Here is a 15530-nt window from a genome sequence, read left to right as displayed (position 1 = left end):
AAGGTACAACGCGAGCGCACCGGTTCCGAACACAAAACGGCGCCACACGCGACCTCACCCGGACGGCCCACCCCGGCCGGACGCCGCGCCCCGGCCGGACCGCCCGTCACAGGGACCGGAACGCCTCGCGGTGCGCGGCCAGCCAGGTGGCGAAGTCCTGGAGCGCGGGATTGAGCGCCCGGATGGCGGCCACGTCCCTCGCGTGGGTGAACCGGTCCGCACATTCGGCGTAGTACTGGAACATGTTGCCGATCTCGTCGGCCGCCGGGAAACCGAGCGCCCGATAGGAGTCCGGGTCCATCGGGGAGTACCGCACCGGCTCGCCGACGGCCTCGGACAGCGCCGCCGCCATGTCCGCGACCGGCAGGTGCTCGCCGGCGATGCTCACGGTCGCGCCGATCAGGTCGGTACCCCGCTCGAACACGGCCAGCGCGGTCTTGCCGATGTCGTCGGCGGCGATGCCCGACAGCGGGCTGTCGCCCATCGGGAGGACCAGCTCCAAGGTGTCGTCCTGGCCCCGGTGCGGGGCGAACATCGTGTACAGGTTCTCCCAGTAGAACGTCGTGCGCAGGAGGGTCGTCGGCGCACCGGCCTCGGGGAAGTAGTGGTCGGCCTCGGCCTTCGCGTCGAAGTGCGGCACCTTGTACGCGCCCTGGAGCGTGGGCATGCGGTCGTCGTCCAGCGGGATGCACTCCCGGGTGTCCTCCAGCGTCGACCAGATGGCGTGCTGCACCCCCGCGTGTCCGGTCGCCCGGGCGAGGGAGGCGGCCTGCCGCTTCTCCCGCTCCGCCGACATGTGCTCCCAGAAGTTGGTCACCAGGTAGGCCCCGTACGCCCCTTCGAGGACGGGGCCGAGGGTCGCCTCGTCGTCCATGTCGGCCCGGACCACCTCCGCGCCGAGCCGCGCCAGTTCCCGTGCCCGGTCCGAATCCGGGTTGCGGGTGACCGCACGGGCCGAGAACCCGCTGCCGGGGTCGGCGAGGATCGCCCGTACCAGTCCTCCGCCTTGCGCGCCCGTCGCGCCGAACACCGTGATGACGCGTGTCCCAGCCATCGCCGACCTCCTTCTCGTAACGATCCGCGTCCCATCGGACGGATGGTTACGGACTGTATGCGCGGCGGCCTGCCCGTCCGGGCACGGGCGCGCCCGGCGCACGGGTACGCCACTCCATCGCGCGGCCCCGCCGGGCGCCGCCGCACCGCCGAGTGGCAGCGCCCGCTGACCGCTTTCGAGTGACGCCCGCGCTCGGCCTCGCACCGCACCGCCCGGCGGTCCCCGAGCATCGCAGGCGGCCGGTGAACCCCGGCCGACGGTGCGCGAAGGCGCCTGGCCGCTGGGAGACCGAGTGCACATCCTGCTCGTCGCGAGCGCGTTCAACAGCCTGACGCAACGCGTCCACGCAGAGCTGCGCGACCACGGCCACCGCGTCGCCGTCGAACTCGCGCTGGCCGGCGACTCACTGACCGACGCCGCGCACCGTCACCGGCCCGACCTGATCATCGCGCCGATGCTGAAGACGGCCGTGCCCCGCGAGGTCTGGTCCACCCACACCTGTCTGATCGTCCACCCGGGACCGGTCGGAGACCGGGGCCCCTCCTCGCTCGACCGGGCCGTCCAGGAGGGCGTCGCGCACTGGGGCGTCACCGTCCTGCAAGCGGACGCCGAGATGGACGCCGGCGACGTCTGGGCCTTCGCCGAGTGCCCGCTGCCCGAGCTGGCCAAGAGCGACCTGTACCGGGGGGAGATCGCCGACGCGGCGCTGCGGGCCGTGCTGCTCGCCGTCGACCGCTTCGCCTCGGGGACGTACACCCCCACCCCGCAGACCACCCACCGCACCCGGCCCTACCTGCGCCAGGACGAGCGCCGCATCGACTGGGCGAACGACCCCACCGAGCGGGTCCTGCGCGTCCTGCGGGCCGCCGACTCCCAGCCCGGCGTACGGGACGAACTGCTCGGCGGCGTGTGGTTCCTGCACGGGGGCCACCCCGAGGACCGGTTGCGGGGCCGCCCCGGCGAGCTGCTGGCCACCCGGGCGGGCGCGATCTGCCGGGCGACCGCCGACGGGGCCGTGTGGATCCCCGAGCTGCGGGCCCGCCGGGAGGCGGGGGAGCCCGTCCCGGTCAAGCTGCCCGCGACCCTGGCGCTGGGCGACCGGCTGCCCCCGCTGCCGGAGGATCCCGCACCGCCCTGCGCCGGTTCCGAGCGCCGTACGTGGTCCGACATCGGCTACCGGGAGGAGGGGCCGGCCGGCTTCCTGTCGTTCTCGTTCCCCGGCGGGGCGATGAGCACCGACCGGTGCCGCCGGCTGCTGGACGCCTACCGGGCCGCCTGCGCCCGGCCCACCTCCGTCCTGGTCCTCGGGGGCGGCCGCGACTTCTTCTCCAACGGCATCCACCTGGGCGTCATCGAGGCGGCCGCCGACCCCGCCGCGGAGTCCTGGGCGAACATCACCGCGATGGACGACCTGGTCGAGGCCGTGCTGACCACCACCGACCGGCTCGTCGTCGCCGCCCTCGGCGGCAACGCCGCCGCCGGCGGCGCGATGCTCGCGCTGGCGGCCGACGAGGTCTGGTGCCGCTCCGGCGTCGTCCTCAACCCGCACTACCGGCTGATGGGCCTCTACGGCTCCGAGTACTGGACGTACACGCTGCCCCGCCGGGTCGGCCCCACCGTCGCCGAGCGGCTCACCACCGACGCGCTGCCGCTGAGCGCCGCCGCGGCGGCCGGGCTCGGCCTGGTCGACCGTACGGTGCCCTGCGCGCCCGCGCAGTTCGCCGGGGAGACCGCCCGGCTGGCCGGGCTGCTGGCCGAGTCCCCCGCCGTCCAGTCCCGGATCGCGGCGAAGAAGGAACTGCGCGAGCGGGACGAGGCGAAGACCCCGCTGGCCGCCTACCGGGAGGCGGAGCTGGCCCGGATGCGCGCCACCTTCCTCGACCCGCGGGCTCCGTACCACGCACTGCGCCGCGCCTTCGTCCGCAAGGAGCCGGCCGCCGCCACCCCGCCGCACCTGGTCCGTACGGTGCCGGCCGGGCGGCGGCAACCGGCGGACGCGGTCACCGCACTGGCGGTACAAGACAGCACACCGGCCGCCGGTCCCTGTTACGAAGAAGGGTGAGCGGAGTGCCCGTCCCCGGCTCCCCCTCACTCCACCTCCCCGAATTCCTGCCCAAGGAGGCATCCTCATGGATGCAGCAACGCCGAGCACGGTAGAGGATCCCCCCATCCACATCCTCTGGATCAACGCGGGGCTGAGCTGCGACGGCGACTCGGTGTCCCTGACCGCGGCGATGCAGCCCAGCATCGAAGAGATCGTGATGGGCGTGCTGCCGGGTCTGCCCAAGATCGCGGTGCACTGGCCGCTGATCGACTTCGAGTGCGGCCCCGTCGGCGGCGCGGACACGTTCATCGAGTGGTTCTTCAAGGGCGAGCGCGGGGAGATCGACCCCTTCGTCCTCGTGATCGAGGGGTCCATCCCCAACGAGAAGATCAAGGCGGACGGCTACTGGTGCGGCTTCGGGGACAACCCCGAGACGGGCCAGCCCATCACCACCAGCGAGTGGATCGACCGGCTGGCGCCCAAGGCCCTCGCCGTCGTGGCCATCGGCACCTGCGCCACGTACGGCGGCATCCACGCGATGGAGGGCAACCCCACCGGCGCCATGGGCGTACCGGACTACCTGGGCTGGGACTGGACGTCGAAGGCCGGCATCCCGATCGTCTGCGTACCGGGCTGCCCCATCCAGCCGGACAACTTCTCCGAGACGCTCACCTACCTGCTCTACCAGGCGGCCGGCTCCGCGCCGATGATCCCGCTCGACGACAAGCTGCGCCCGACCTGGCTGTTCGGCGCGACCGTGCACGAGGGCTGCGACCGGGCCGGCTACTACGAGCAGGGCCAGTTCGCGCACACCTACGACTCGCCGCAGTGCCTGGTCAAGCTGGGCTGCTGGGGCCCCGTCGTCAAGTGCAACGTGCCCAAGCGCGGCTGGATGAACGGCATCGGCGGCTGCCCGAACGTCGGCGGCATCTGCATCGCCTGCACCATGCCCGGCTTCCCGGACAAGTTCATGCCGTTCATGGACGAGCCGCCCGGGGCCAAGGTGTCCAGCAAGGCCAGCGGCGCGTACGGCGCCGTCGTCCGCAAGCTGCGCTCGATGACGGCGCGCACCGTGGACAAGGAACCGAAGTGGCGGCACACCGGGGAGCGGCTCACCACCGGCTACCGGCCGCCCTGGTGACCGGCACGCCCCGCCCCCACCGCACACCCCCGCAGTTCCCGCAGAGCCCGCTCCGAAGAAGGGTCACGGCAGACACGATGGCACCGAAGACGAAGGCGTCCGGCGACGGCTTGGTGGAGATGGCCTGGGATCCGATCACCCGGATCGTGGGCAGTCTCGGTATCCATACGAAGATCGACTTCAAGCAGAAGCGGGTGGCGGAGTGCTACAGCACCTCGTCGGTCTTCCGCGGCTACAGCGTCTTCATGCGCGGCAAGGACCCCCGCGACGCGCACTTCATCACCAGCCGCATCTGCGGGATCTGCGGTGACAACCACGCCACCTGTTCCGTCTACACGCAGAACATGGCCTACGGGGTGAAGCCGCCCCACCTCGCCGAGTGGATCATCAACCTCGGTGAGTCGGCGGAGTACATGTTCGACCACAACATCTTCCAGGAGAACCTGGTCGGGGTCGACTACTGCGAGAAGATGGTCCGCGAGACCAACCCCGGTGTCCTGGAGCTGGCCGAGCGCACCGAGGCCCCGCACGCCGGTGACCACGGCTACCGCACGATCGCCGACATCATGCGCTCCCTCAACCCCATCGAGGGCGAGTTCTACCGCGAGGCCCTCCAGGTCAGCCGCTACACGCGCGAGATGTTCTGCCTGATGGAGGGCCGCCACGTGCACCCCTCCACGCTGTACCCGGGCGGCGTCGGCACCATCGCCTCGGTGCAGCTCTTCACGGACTACATGAGCCGCCTCATGCGGTACGTAGAGTTCATGAAGCGCGTCGTCCCCCTGCACGACGACCTGTTCGACTTCTTCTACGAGGCCCTGCCGGGCTACGAGGAGGTCGGCCGGCGCCGCGTGCTGCTCGGCTGCTGGGGCGCCCTCAACGACCCCGAGTACTGCGACTTCACGTACGCCAACATGTCCGACTGGGGACGGAAGATGTTCGTCACCCCGGGCGTGATCGTGGACGGCAAACTCGTCACCAACGACCTCACCGAGATCAACCTCGGCATCCGCATCCTGCTGGGCAGCTCGTACTACGACGACTGGGCGGGCCAGGAGAAGTTCGTCACCCACGACCCGCTCGGCAACCCGGTCGACCCCCGCCACCCCTGGAACCAGCACACCATCCCCGCCCCGCAGAAGCGCGACTTCGACGGCAAGTACAGCTGGGTGATGTCACCGCGCTGGTTCGACGGCAAGGACCACCTGGCCCTCGACACCGGCGGCGGCCCGATCGCCCGCCTGTGGTCCACGGCCCTGTCCGGGCTCGTCGACGTCGGCTACGTCAAGGCCACCGGCCACAGCGTCGTCATCAACCTGCCCCGGACGATGACCAAGCCGGAGACCACCTTCGAGTGGAAGATCCCCCAGTGGAGCAACGCGCTGGAGCGCAACCGCGCCCGCACGTACTTCCAGGCCTACGCCGCCGCCATCGCCCTGCACTGCGCCGAGAAGGGGCTGGAAGAGGTCCGTGCCGGACGCACCCAGACCTGGGAGAAGTTCGAGGTGCCGGACGAGTCCATCGGAGTCGGTTTCACCGAGGCCGTCCGGGGCGTGCTCTCGCACCACATGGTGATCCGCGACGGGAAGATCGCCAACTACCACCCCTACCCGCCCACCCCGTGGAACGCCAGCACCCGCGACACCTTCGGGACGCCCGGCCCGTACGAGGACGCGGTGCAGAACACCCCGATCTTCGAGGAGAACACCCCGGAGAACTTCAAGGGCATCGACATCATGCGCGCCGTGCGCAGCTTCGACCCCTGCCTGCCCTGCGGCGTGCACATGTACGTCGGCAACGGGCAGACCGTCAAGCAGATGCACGTGCCCACCGGCCTGAGCGGACTGGGCGGATGAGCGCCGCCGCCGACTCCCTGCAGACCGGCCGCCGGGTCGAGGAGGTGCTCGACCGGCTGGCCGACACCGGCGACCGGGAGGTCTGCGCCGCCGCCGAGGAACTGGTGCGCGTCCTCATGGACTTCTACGGTTCCGGGCTCGCCCGCATCACCTCACGGCTCGCCCCGGACGCCCTCGCCCCGCTGCTGGACGACGAACTCGTCTCCAGCCTGCTGGCCCTGCACGACCTGCACCCCGAGGACGTGCACACCCGGATCGCCCGCGCCCTGGACACCCTCGGGGACCCGGTGGAACCGCTCGGCTACGACGAGGCCTCGGGCACGCTGCGGTTGCGGCCCGCCGCGAGCGGCGGCTGCGGCTGCGGCAGCACCTCCGACGGCGTACGGCAGGCCGCCGAGGCGGCGCTGGCCGCCTTCGCACCCGAGGTGACCACCGTCGATCTGGAGCCGGCCGGGCCTCCGCCCCAGCCGCTGCTCCAGATCGGCACCCGCCCGCAGGCCCCGGTCCGGGTGCCGTGAGCGCGCCCCGCACCTGGGCCCCGCCGTCCGCGCGGACGGCGGGGCCACCGGGCCTGCGCCGGTTCACGCGGCCGCGCGAACCCCGGCCCGAGGCCTGCGAACTGTGCGGGGTGGCGGTCGCCGAGGACGGCCACCGCCACCTGGTCGAGACCGAGAAGCGGGCGCTCGTCTGCGCCTGCACCGCCTGCGCCCTGCTGTTCGACCGGCCGGGCGCCGCCACCGGCCGCTACCGGGCCGTCCCCGACCGCTACCTCCACGACCCCGGCCACCGGCTGGACGACGGCGCCTGGGAACTCCTGCAGATTCCCGTCGGCGTCGCGTTCTTCTTCCGCAACGCGGCCCTGGACCGGCTCGTCGCGCTCTACCCGAGCCCGGCCGGGGCCACCGAGAGCGAACTCGACCCCGCCACCTGGCAGTCGGCCCTCGGCGACAGCACCCTGGCCGGTCTGCTGCGGCCGGACGTCGAGGCGCTGCTGCTGCGCCGCCGCGAGGGCCGCACCGACTGCTACCTCGTCCCGATCGACGTCTGCTACGAGCTGGTGGGCCGGATGCGGCTGCTGTGGCAGGGCTTCGACGGCGGCGCCGAGGCCCGGGCCGCGCTCGACGCCTTCTTCGCCGGGATCGAACGCCGTGCCAAGGTCCCGGCGGGGGAGGTCGCGCCATGACGGAGTTCGGCTTCACCTGCACCGGAGTGCGCGCGGACCCGTACGCCGCCGGGCCCACGCTCGTCTTCCGCCTCGCCGTCACCGCCTCCGGGGACACCCGGGTGCACGCGCTGGCCCTGCGCTGCCAGATCCGGATCGAACCGGCCCGGCGGAGCTACGGGGATGCCGAGGCGCAGGGCCTGGCCGACCTGTTCGGCGAGCGCTCCCGCTGGGGCAACACCCTCCAGCCCGTACAGTTCGCGCAGGTCACGCTGATGGTGCCGAGCTTCACCGGATCCACCGAGGTGGACCTGGCCGTGCCCTGCACCTACGACATGGACATCGCCGCGACCCGGTACTTCACCGCCCTGGACGACGGTGAGGCGCCGCTGCTCATGCTGTTCTCCGGCACCGCCTTCACCGGGGCCGGCGGCTTCCACGTCGAGCCGGTGCCCTGGGACCGCGAAGCGGCGTACCGGATGCCGGTGACGGTGTGGCAGGAGATGATCGAGCAGCACTTCCCCGGCTGCGGCTGGCTGCGGCTGCCCCGCGACGCCATGGACGAGCTGCTCGCCTACCGCTCCCGGCACGCGCTGGCCTCCTGGGAGGCGACCGTACGCGCCCTCCTCGCCGAGGCCGCCACCGCCACCGAAGCCGCGACAGCCGTCCGGCCGACCCCGCCCGAGCGGCTGCGCGCGGGACTGCTGCCCCGCGTCGGCGAGAGGACGGCGCCATGACCGCCACCGCGCTCGACGCGCGCTTCGAGACCGCCCGGCAGGTGGCCGACGCCGTCCTCTTCGAGGGGTACGTGCTCTACCCCTACCGGGCCTCGGCCGCCAAGAACCGGCTGCGCTGGCAGTTCGGCGTGCTCGTGCCCCCCGCCTGGGCGCCCGTGCACGGCGAACACTGCCTCCAGCAGACCGAGCTCCTGATGGAGCCCAAGGGGGACGCCACCCTCACCGTCGAACTCCGGTTCCTGCACGCGCAGCGACGTACCGTCCAACAGGCGGCGCCCGACGGCACCTTCACGGACGTCGAGGAACTGCACCTCGCCGACCGCGTCCTCGTCCCCTGGGACGAGGGCACCGAAGAACGCGTCGAACTCACCGTCGGCGTGACGGAACTGGCGGGCGACGGCGTCAGCCTGCCCTTCACCCGCCCCGCCGGCGAGGAGACCGAACCGGTCGTCGACGCCGACGGCCGCACGGTCGGCCGCCTCGTGCGGCGCACCGAGGAGATCAGCGGCGTCCTGCGGCTGCGCGCGAGCGAACTCGACTGCGCCTACCGGGCGGCCAAGCTCACCGCGGTCGTGGAGAACACCGGCGGCTGGCAGCCCGGGACCGGGGGCACGGGCCGCGACGCGGCGCTGTCCCGCTCCCTGGTCGCCGCCCACCTCCTGCTCGGGCTCGACGCGGGCCGCTTCCTGTCGATGACGGACCCGCCCGAATGGGCCAAGGCCGCCACCGCGGGCTGCGTCAACCGCCACACCTGGCCCGTCCTGGCCGGGGAAGCGGGCCGCGCCGACGTCGTCCTGTCCTCCCCGATCATCCTGGAGGACCATCCGGGGATCGCCCCCGAGAGCATCGGCGCGATGTACGACGCCACCGAGATCGACGAGATCCTCGCCCTGCGCACCGCGGCCCTGACCGACGAGGAGAAGCGCGAGGCACGCGGTACCGACCCCCGGGCCGCCGCCGTGATCGACCTCGCCGAGTCCATGCCGCCCGAGGTACTCGAACGGCTGCACGGGGCGGTCCGGGCCCTGCGCGAGATCACCGACCCCGACGTCCCGCCGGACGCCCCCACCGGGCTCGAACCACCGGGGGGCCAGGCGGCGTTCAGGCCGGAGACCCCGTGGTGGGACCCGGCCCGCGCGGACGCCGCCGGGCCGGTCCCCGACCGGGTCCTCGTGGACGGCGTCCCGGTGGGCGTGGGCAGCCGGGTCCTGCTGCGGCCGGGGCTGCGGCGCACCGACGCCCAGGACCTGTTCGTACGGGGCCGGCCCGCCCAGGTGGAGGCCGTCCTGCACGACGTCGACGGCGGCGTGCACCTCGCGGTCACCGTCGAAGGCGACCCCGGCGCCGACATCCGGCGCGAGCAGGGCCGGTTCCTCTACTTCCAGCCCGACGAGGTGGCACCCCTGGAGGAGCGGTGACGGGCGGGACGCTGGTCGCCGGGATCGGCAACGTGTTCCTCGGCGACGACGGGTTCGGCGTCGAGACGGTGCGCCGGCTGGCCGCGCAGCCGCTGCCCCGGCACGTCGAGGTGGTGGACTTCGGCGTCCGCGGCGTCCACCTCGCCTACCAGCTCCTCGACGGCTACGACACCCTCGTCCTGGTCGACGCCACCGCCCGCGGCGGCGCCCCCGGCACCCTCTACCTGATCGAGGCCGGGGAACCGGGCGCCGCCGCGGGCGCCGCCGTCCTGGACGGCCACCACATGTCCCCGGACGCCGTGCTGGCCCTGCTCGGCACCCTGTGCGCCGGTACGGGCGGCACCCCGCCCCGTCGCACGCTCGTCGTGGGCTGCGAACCGGAGTCCGTCGAAGAGGGCATCGGCCTGAGCGGACCGGTGGCCGCGGCGGTGCCGGAGGCCGTACGGATGGTGCTGGAACTGGTGCACAACGATCCGGCCGCAGCGCCGGCCCGAACCGAGGAGAGAACCAGATGAAGAAGGCCGTCCTCTGCGGCGCGACCATCGCCGCCCTGCTGGTGGTGGCCGTGCAGATCGCCCCCGACGTCAAACGCTACCTGCGCATCCGCAACATGTGAGCCCCGCGCATCCGCGGCGCACGACGCGTCACCGCCCGCCCCGGCGCCCGAATGGCGTACGGGGCGGGCCGCGTGTCGGCGTGCCCGACCGCTCCGCCGCCGCCCTGCCGCTCTAATGAGGCCCGGCAGAACGGAGCCCGATGCACGAGATGTCGATCGCCATGGCCGTGGTGAGCCAGGTGGAGGAAGCGGCCCGAGCCGCCGGCGCGCACACGGTGAGCGCCGTCCGGCTCCAGGTGGGGGAACTCGCCGGGGTGGTCCCCGACGCCCTCGCCTTCTGCTTCGAACTGGCCTGCGCGGGAACGTCCCTGGAGGGCGCCGCCCTCACCGCCGAAGCCGTCCCCGCCCGCGCCCGCTGCACCTCCTGTGCGGGTGACTGGGCCGTCGGCATGCCGCCCGACCTGTGCTGCCCCGCGTGCGGCAGCGCCACCGGCACCGAACTGGTCGCGGGACGCGAGCTGCGGATCCTCGACGTCACGTGGGACGACGAACCGGAGGACACCACGGTCCCCGCCCCCGCGCACCCCCGTCAACCGATCTCCGAGGAGCGCTGAACCATGTGCCGAGTGGTCGATCTGAAGCAGGCGGTACTGGCCAAGAACGAGGCGGCCGCGCAGACCCTGCGCACCGAACTCACCGCACGCGGCACGACCGTCGTCAACCTGCTCTCCAGCCCCGGCAGCGGGAAGACGGCCCTGCTGGAGCGCGAACTCGACCTGGCCCGCCGGCGCGGAGTGGGCGTCGCCGCGCTCACCGCCGACCTGGCCACCGAGAACGACGCGGTGCGCCTGGGCCGTTCCGGTGTCCCCGTCAAGCAGGTGCTCACCGACGGCCTCTGCCATCTGGAGGCCGCGATGCTGGCCCGGCACCTGGACGGGTGGCTGCCCGACGGCACGCGGCTGCTGTTCGTGGAGAACGTCGGCAACCTGGTGTGCCCGGCCTCGTACGACCTCGGGGAATCCCTGCGGGTCGTCCTCGCCTCCGTCACCGAGGGCGAGGACAAGCCGTTGAAGTACCCGACCGCCTTCGGGCTCGCGCAGCTGGTGGTGGTCACCAAGACCGACATCGCCGAGGCCGTCGAGTTCGACGAGGCCGCCTTCCGGGCCAACGTCCAGCAGGTCAACCCCGGTGTGGAGGTGGTGCTCACCTCCGTCCGCACCGAGCAGGGCCTCGGCACCCTGCTGGAGCGGGCGCTCGCCGTCGGCGACGGCGCCCCGGCGCACACGCCGGTGATGGCGGGCCGGGACCACGGCCACCACCACGGCCACGACGCCGAGCACGGCCACGACGCCGGCCACCACCACGACATGGATCACCACCACGACCACGACGCCGGTCACGGCCACGACGCCGAGCACGGCCACGACGCCGGCCACCACCACGACATGGATCACCACCACGACCACGACGCCGGTCACGGCCACGACGCCGGTCACCACCACGCGCACCCGCCCGTGGTGCGGGCCCGCTGATGGAGGCCGTCGAACGCCGCCGGGTCACGGTGCGGGGCGTGGTCCAGGGCGTCGGCTTCCGCCCGTACGTCTACGGCCGCGCCACCGCGCTCGGCCTGGCCGGACACGTCACCAACACCCCGGACGGGGTGGTCGCGGAGGTGGAAGGCGCCCGGACGGCGGTCACCGCATTCTGCGACCGGCTCGCGAGGGACGCCCCGCCCCTCGCGCTCATCGACTCCGTCGACCACTGCCCGGTCCCCCTCGCGGGCGGCGCGGGCTTCACCATCATCGCCTCCAGCGGCGGCGGGCCCGCCCGTACGCTGGTCTCCCCGGACGTCGCCACCTGCGCCGACTGCCTCGCCGAGCTGGCCGACCCGGCCGACCGGCGCCACCGCCACCCGTTCATCACCTGCACCCACTGCGGCCCGCGCTTCACCATCGTCACCGGACTGCCGTACGACCGGGCCCACACCACCATGGCGCCCTTCCCGATGTGCCCGGACTGCGCCCGCGAGTACGCCGACCCGGCCGACCGCCGCTTCCACGCCCAGCCCGTCGCCTGTCCCGCCTGCGGACCCCGGCTGCGGCTGCTGGCCGGGACGCCGCCGCGGGAGGTGCCCGGCGTGGACCCGGTGGCCGGGGCCCGCCGGCTGCTGGCCGCGGGCGCGGTCCTCGCGGTCAAGGGCCTCGGCGGCTACCACCTGGCCTGCGACGCCGCCGACGAGACGGCCGTGGCCACGCTGCGCAGCCGCAAGGCCCGCGGGAACAAGCCGTTCGCCCTGATGGCCCGGGACCCCGCCGACCTGGTGGCCCTCGTCTCGATCGGCCCCGAGGAGCGGGCCCTGCTCACCGGCGGCCCGCGCCCCATCGTGCTGCTGCGCCGCCACCGCGGAGCCGCGGGCGGCCCGGTGGTCGCCGAAGGCGTCGCCCCGGGCAGCCCCGACCTCGGCGTGATGCTCCCTTACACGCCCGTGCACCACCTGCTGCTCGGTCTGCCCGGCGACCCTCCCGGCCCCCGCCTGCTCGTCATGACCAGCGGCAACCTGGCGGGCGAACCGATCGTCACCGACGACGCCGAAGCCCTCGCGCGGCTGGGCCCGCTGGCCGACGCCTGGCTCACCCACGACCGTCCCATCCACGTGCCCTGCGACGACTCGGTGGTACGCGTCTGCGACGGCGAACCGCTGGTCCTGCGGCGCTCCCGCGGCTATGCGCCGCTCCCCCTCACGCTCCCCGCGCCGGTACCGGCGACGCTGGCCGTCGGGGGAGACCTCAAGAACAGCTTCTGCCTCGGTGAAGGGCGCCGGGCCTGGCCGTCCGCCCACATCGGGGACATGGACGACCTGGCCACGCAGTACGCCTTCGAGCGCGCGGCCGGTCAGCTGGAGAGCATCACCGGCGTCACCCCCGCCCAGCTCGCCGCCGACCGGCACCCCGGCTACCGCTCCGGGCGGTGGGCCGTACGCAACGCCGGCTCCCGGCCGCTGATCCGCGTCCAGCACCACCACGCGCACATCGCCTCCGCCATGGCCGAACACGGCCTGACCGGCGACCGGCGGATCATCGGGGTCGCGTTCGACGGCACCGGCTACGGCGACGACGGCGCGGTGTGGGGCGGGGAGTTCCTCCTCGCGGACTACGCCGGGTACACCCGCTTCGCGCACCTGGCCTACGTCCCGCTGCCCGGCGCGGACGCCGCAGTACGCCGCCCGTACCGCATGGCGCTGTCCCACCTGCGCGCGGCGGCCATCGACTGGACGGCCGGCCTGCCGTGCGTCGAAGCCTGCCCGGCGGACGAACTGCGGCTGCTCGCGGTCCAGTTGAACCGGGGCCTGAACTGTGCCCCCACCTCCAGCATGGGCCGGCTCTTCGACGCCGTCTCCTCGCTGGCGGGTATCTGCCACCACGCGGGCTACGAGGCCCAGGCCGCGATCGAGCTGGAGTCCGCGGCGCTGGACGCCCCCGGCGCGGCGCCCGGGTACGCCTTCGCCCTGCGGCCGGCCGGGCCCGCCGCTCCCGACCGTCCGCTCGTAGCCGACCCGGCGCCCGTCCTGCGGGCCGTCGTGGCCGACGTCCGGGCCGGGACCCCGCCCCCGTTGATCGCGGCCCGCTTCCACGCCTCGGTCGCCGCCCTCGTCACCACCGTCTGCGCCGCGGCGCGCGAACACCACGGGGCGGACACCGTCGCCCTCACCGGCGGGGTCTTCGGCAACACCCTGCTGGCCTCGGCCTGCGCCGCCGGGCTGCGCGGGACCGGCTTCACCGTCCTGCGCCACCGCCTGGTGCCGCCGAACGACGGGGGGCTGGCGCTCGGCCAGCTCATGGTGGCGGCGGCCCGCGGCCAGGCCGCGGACGCCCGCGGCCGCACCACCGACGCACGAGACCGCACCACGGAACACCCACAGCGAGGAGAAGCCCATGTGCCTGGCGGTACCCGGCAGAGTGCTTGAGATCGCGGAGGAGAACGGCACCCGCATGGCCACCGTCGACTTCGGCGGGGTGGTCAAGGAGGTGTGCCTGGAGTACCTGCCGGACCTCCAGGTGGGCGAGTACGCCATCGTCCACGTCGGATTCGCCCTCCAGCGCCTGGACGAGGAATCCGCCCGCCAGACGCTGGAGCTGTTCACCCAGCTCGGCATGCTCCAGGAGGAGTTCGGCGACCCCTGGGAGCAGGCGGCGCAGGCGGGTGGCGCTCCGTGGCCCTTCGAGGAGAGCACCCCGACCGATGACGGGGGCCCGGCCGAGGGCCCGGCCGCAGACCACGTACCGCAGGAGGCGCGGCAGTGAAGTACATCGAAGAGTTCCAGGACCCCGGCCTCGCCCGCAGGCTCCTGGACGACATCCACGCCACGGTCACCCGGCCGTGGGCGCTGATGGAGGTCTGCGGCGGCCAGACCCACACCATCATCCGGCACGGCATCGACCAACTGCTCCCAGAGCAGGTGGAGTTGATCCACGGGCCGGGTTGTCCGGTGTGCGTCACGCCGCTGGAGGTGATCGACAAGGCGCTGGAGATCGCCTCCCGCCCCGACGTGATCTTCTGCTCCTTCGGCGACATGCTCCGCGTCCCGGGCACGGGCCGCGACCTGTTCCAGGTGCGCAGCGAGGGCGGTGACGTCCGGGTCGTCTACTCGCCGCTCGACGCCCTCAAGATCGCGCGGCAGAACCCGGGACGCGAGGTCGTCTTCTTCGGCATCGGCTTCGAGACCACCGCCCCGCCGAACGCGATGACGGTGTACCAGGCGAAGAAGCTCGGCATCCCCAACTTCAGCCTGCTGGTCTCCCACGTCCGGGTGCCCCCGGCGATCGAGGCGATCATGAGTTCGCCGAGCTGCCGGGTGCAGGGCTTCCTCGCCGCCGGGCACGTGTGCAGCGTGATGGGCATGGGGGAGTACCCCGAACTGGCCGCCCGCCACCGGGTGCCGATCGTGGTGACCGGCTTCGAACCGCTGGACATCCTGGAAGGCGTACGCCGCGCCGTCCGGCAGCTGGAGCGGGGCGAGCACACCGTGGACAACGCCTACGCGCGGGCCGTGCGCCCCGAGGGCAACCCCGCCGCGCTCGCCATGCTGGAGGACGTCTTCGAGGTCACCGACCGGGCCTGGCGCGGCATCGGCGTCATCCCGGACAGCGGCTGGCGGCTGTCCGAGCGCTACCGGGAGTTCGACGCCGAGCACCGGTTCGCGGTGACCGGCATCACCACCCGCGAGCCGGCCGAGTGCCGCAGCGGCGAGGTCCTCCAGGGCCTCCTCAAGCCGAACGAGTGCGGGGCCTTCGGCACCACCTGTACGCCGCGCAGCCCGCTCGGGGCCACCATGGTCTCCAGCGAGGGTGCCTGCGCCGCCTACTACCTCTACCGGCGCCTCGAACTCACCCCGGCCGCCCGTACGGCGCCCCCCGCGCCGGCGGCCCCGCAGGAGACCACCGCACCGCTGGAGGCGAGCCCCGTTGCCTGACACCTCGTTGCCGCAGACCGCTCAGCCCGGGACCGCGGAGCCCGGTACCGCGCTGCCCGCGCAGTCCGGTACCGCGCTGGACGTCACCGGCT

General features: G+C 73.4%; 15 protein-coding genes. 14 read left to right on the top strand and 1 reads right to left on the bottom strand.

Going from position 1 to position 15530, the window contains the following annotated elements:
• Window positions 1–106: 106 nt before the first annotated feature.
• Window positions 107–1054 (bottom strand): NmrA/HSCARG family protein, encoded by a 948-nt coding sequence (locus tag ACZ4M3_RS22645; RefSeq protein WP_467735303.1) that lies wholly within the window; start codon window positions 1052–1054, stop codon window positions 107–109.
• Window positions 1055–1346: 292 nt separating this feature from the next.
• Between ACZ4M3_RS22645 and ACZ4M3_RS22640 the strand changes: the two genes are divergently transcribed.
• The 14 genes from ACZ4M3_RS22640 (at window position 1347) to hypD (ending at window position 15438) form a co-directional block, all read left to right on the top strand.
• Complete coding sequence (locus ACZ4M3_RS22640; protein WP_467735302.1) at window positions 1347–3116, top strand: enoyl-CoA hydratase-related protein; 1770 nt, start codon at window positions 1347–1349, stop codon at window positions 3114–3116.
• Between the two features lie 67 nt (window positions 3117–3183).
• Complete coding sequence (locus ACZ4M3_RS22635) at window positions 3184–4239, top strand: NADH-quinone oxidoreductase subunit B family protein (RefSeq protein WP_467735300.1); 1056 nt, start codon at window positions 3184–3186, stop codon at window positions 4237–4239.
• Window positions 4240–4316: 77 nt separating this feature from the next.
• Complete coding sequence (locus tag ACZ4M3_RS22630) at window positions 4317–6095, top strand: nickel-dependent hydrogenase large subunit (RefSeq protein WP_467735298.1); 1779 nt, start codon at window positions 4317–4319, stop codon at window positions 6093–6095.
• Window positions 6092–6613, top strand: coding sequence for a hypothetical protein (locus ACZ4M3_RS22625; protein ID WP_467735296.1), 522 nt, complete (start codon window positions 6092–6094; stop codon window positions 6611–6613). Before ACZ4M3_RS22630 ends, ACZ4M3_RS22625 begins: the two co-directional genes overlap by 4 nt.
• Window positions 6610–7278, top strand: a complete 669-nt coding sequence (locus ACZ4M3_RS22620) for a DUF5947 family protein (RefSeq protein ID WP_467735294.1) — start codon at window positions 6610–6612, stop codon at window positions 7276–7278. The genes ACZ4M3_RS22625 and ACZ4M3_RS22620 overlap by 4 nt, the downstream gene beginning before the upstream one ends.
• Entirely contained in the window at window positions 7275–7994 is a 720-nt protein-coding gene (locus ACZ4M3_RS22615; RefSeq protein ID WP_467735292.1) for a DUF6084 family protein, read from the top strand. Before ACZ4M3_RS22620 ends, ACZ4M3_RS22615 begins: the two co-directional genes overlap by 4 nt.
• Window positions 7991–9412: a hypothetical protein gene (locus ACZ4M3_RS22610; protein WP_467735290.1), complete on the top strand. Its 1422-nt coding sequence runs from the start codon at window positions 7991–7993 to the stop codon at window positions 9410–9412. The genes ACZ4M3_RS22615 and ACZ4M3_RS22610 overlap by 4 nt, the downstream gene beginning before the upstream one ends.
• Entirely contained in the window at window positions 9409–9927 is a 519-nt protein-coding gene (locus ACZ4M3_RS22605) for a hydrogenase maturation protease (protein ID WP_467735288.1), read from the top strand. The genes ACZ4M3_RS22610 and ACZ4M3_RS22605 overlap by 4 nt, the downstream gene beginning before the upstream one ends.
• Window positions 9924–10028: a DUF6893 family small protein gene (locus ACZ4M3_RS22600; protein WP_453355207.1), complete on the top strand. Its 105-nt coding sequence runs from the start codon at window positions 9924–9926 to the stop codon at window positions 10026–10028. The genes ACZ4M3_RS22605 and ACZ4M3_RS22600 overlap by 4 nt, the downstream gene beginning before the upstream one ends.
• Window positions 10029–10168: 140 nt before the next feature.
• The gene (locus ACZ4M3_RS22595; RefSeq protein WP_467735286.1) at window positions 10169–10582 is read left to right on the top strand and encodes a hydrogenase maturation nickel metallochaperone HypA/HybF; all 414 of its coding nucleotides are present in this window, start codon (window positions 10169–10171) and stop codon (window positions 10580–10582) included.
• A gap of 3 nt (window positions 10583–10585) precedes the next feature.
• The gene (gene hypB, locus ACZ4M3_RS22590; protein WP_467735284.1) at window positions 10586–11500 is read left to right on the top strand and encodes a hydrogenase nickel incorporation protein HypB; all 915 of its coding nucleotides are present in this window, start codon (window positions 10586–10588) and stop codon (window positions 11498–11500) included.
• A complete protein-coding gene (gene hypF, locus ACZ4M3_RS22585; RefSeq protein WP_467735282.1) occupies window positions 11500–13932 on the top strand; it encodes a carbamoyltransferase HypF in 2433 nt (810 codons plus the stop codon). Before hypB ends, hypF begins: the two co-directional genes overlap by 1 nt.
• On the top strand, window positions 13901–14269 hold the full coding sequence (locus ACZ4M3_RS22580; protein ID WP_467735280.1) for a HypC/HybG/HupF family hydrogenase formation chaperone: 369 nt from the start codon (window positions 13901–13903) through the stop codon (window positions 14267–14269). The genes hypF and ACZ4M3_RS22580 overlap by 32 nt, the downstream gene beginning before the upstream one ends.
• Entirely contained in the window at window positions 14266–15438 is a 1173-nt protein-coding gene (gene hypD / locus ACZ4M3_RS22575; protein WP_467735278.1) for a hydrogenase formation protein HypD, read from the top strand. The genes ACZ4M3_RS22580 and hypD overlap by 4 nt, the downstream gene beginning before the upstream one ends.
• Window positions 15439–15530 lie beyond the last annotated feature (92 nt).

The sequence above is a fragment of the Streptomyces sp. NPDC026522 genome (genome assembly GCF_055567555.1).
The sequence above is the reverse complement of the archived record's forward strand: the minus strand, read 5'-3'. Positions and strand labels throughout refer to the sequence as shown.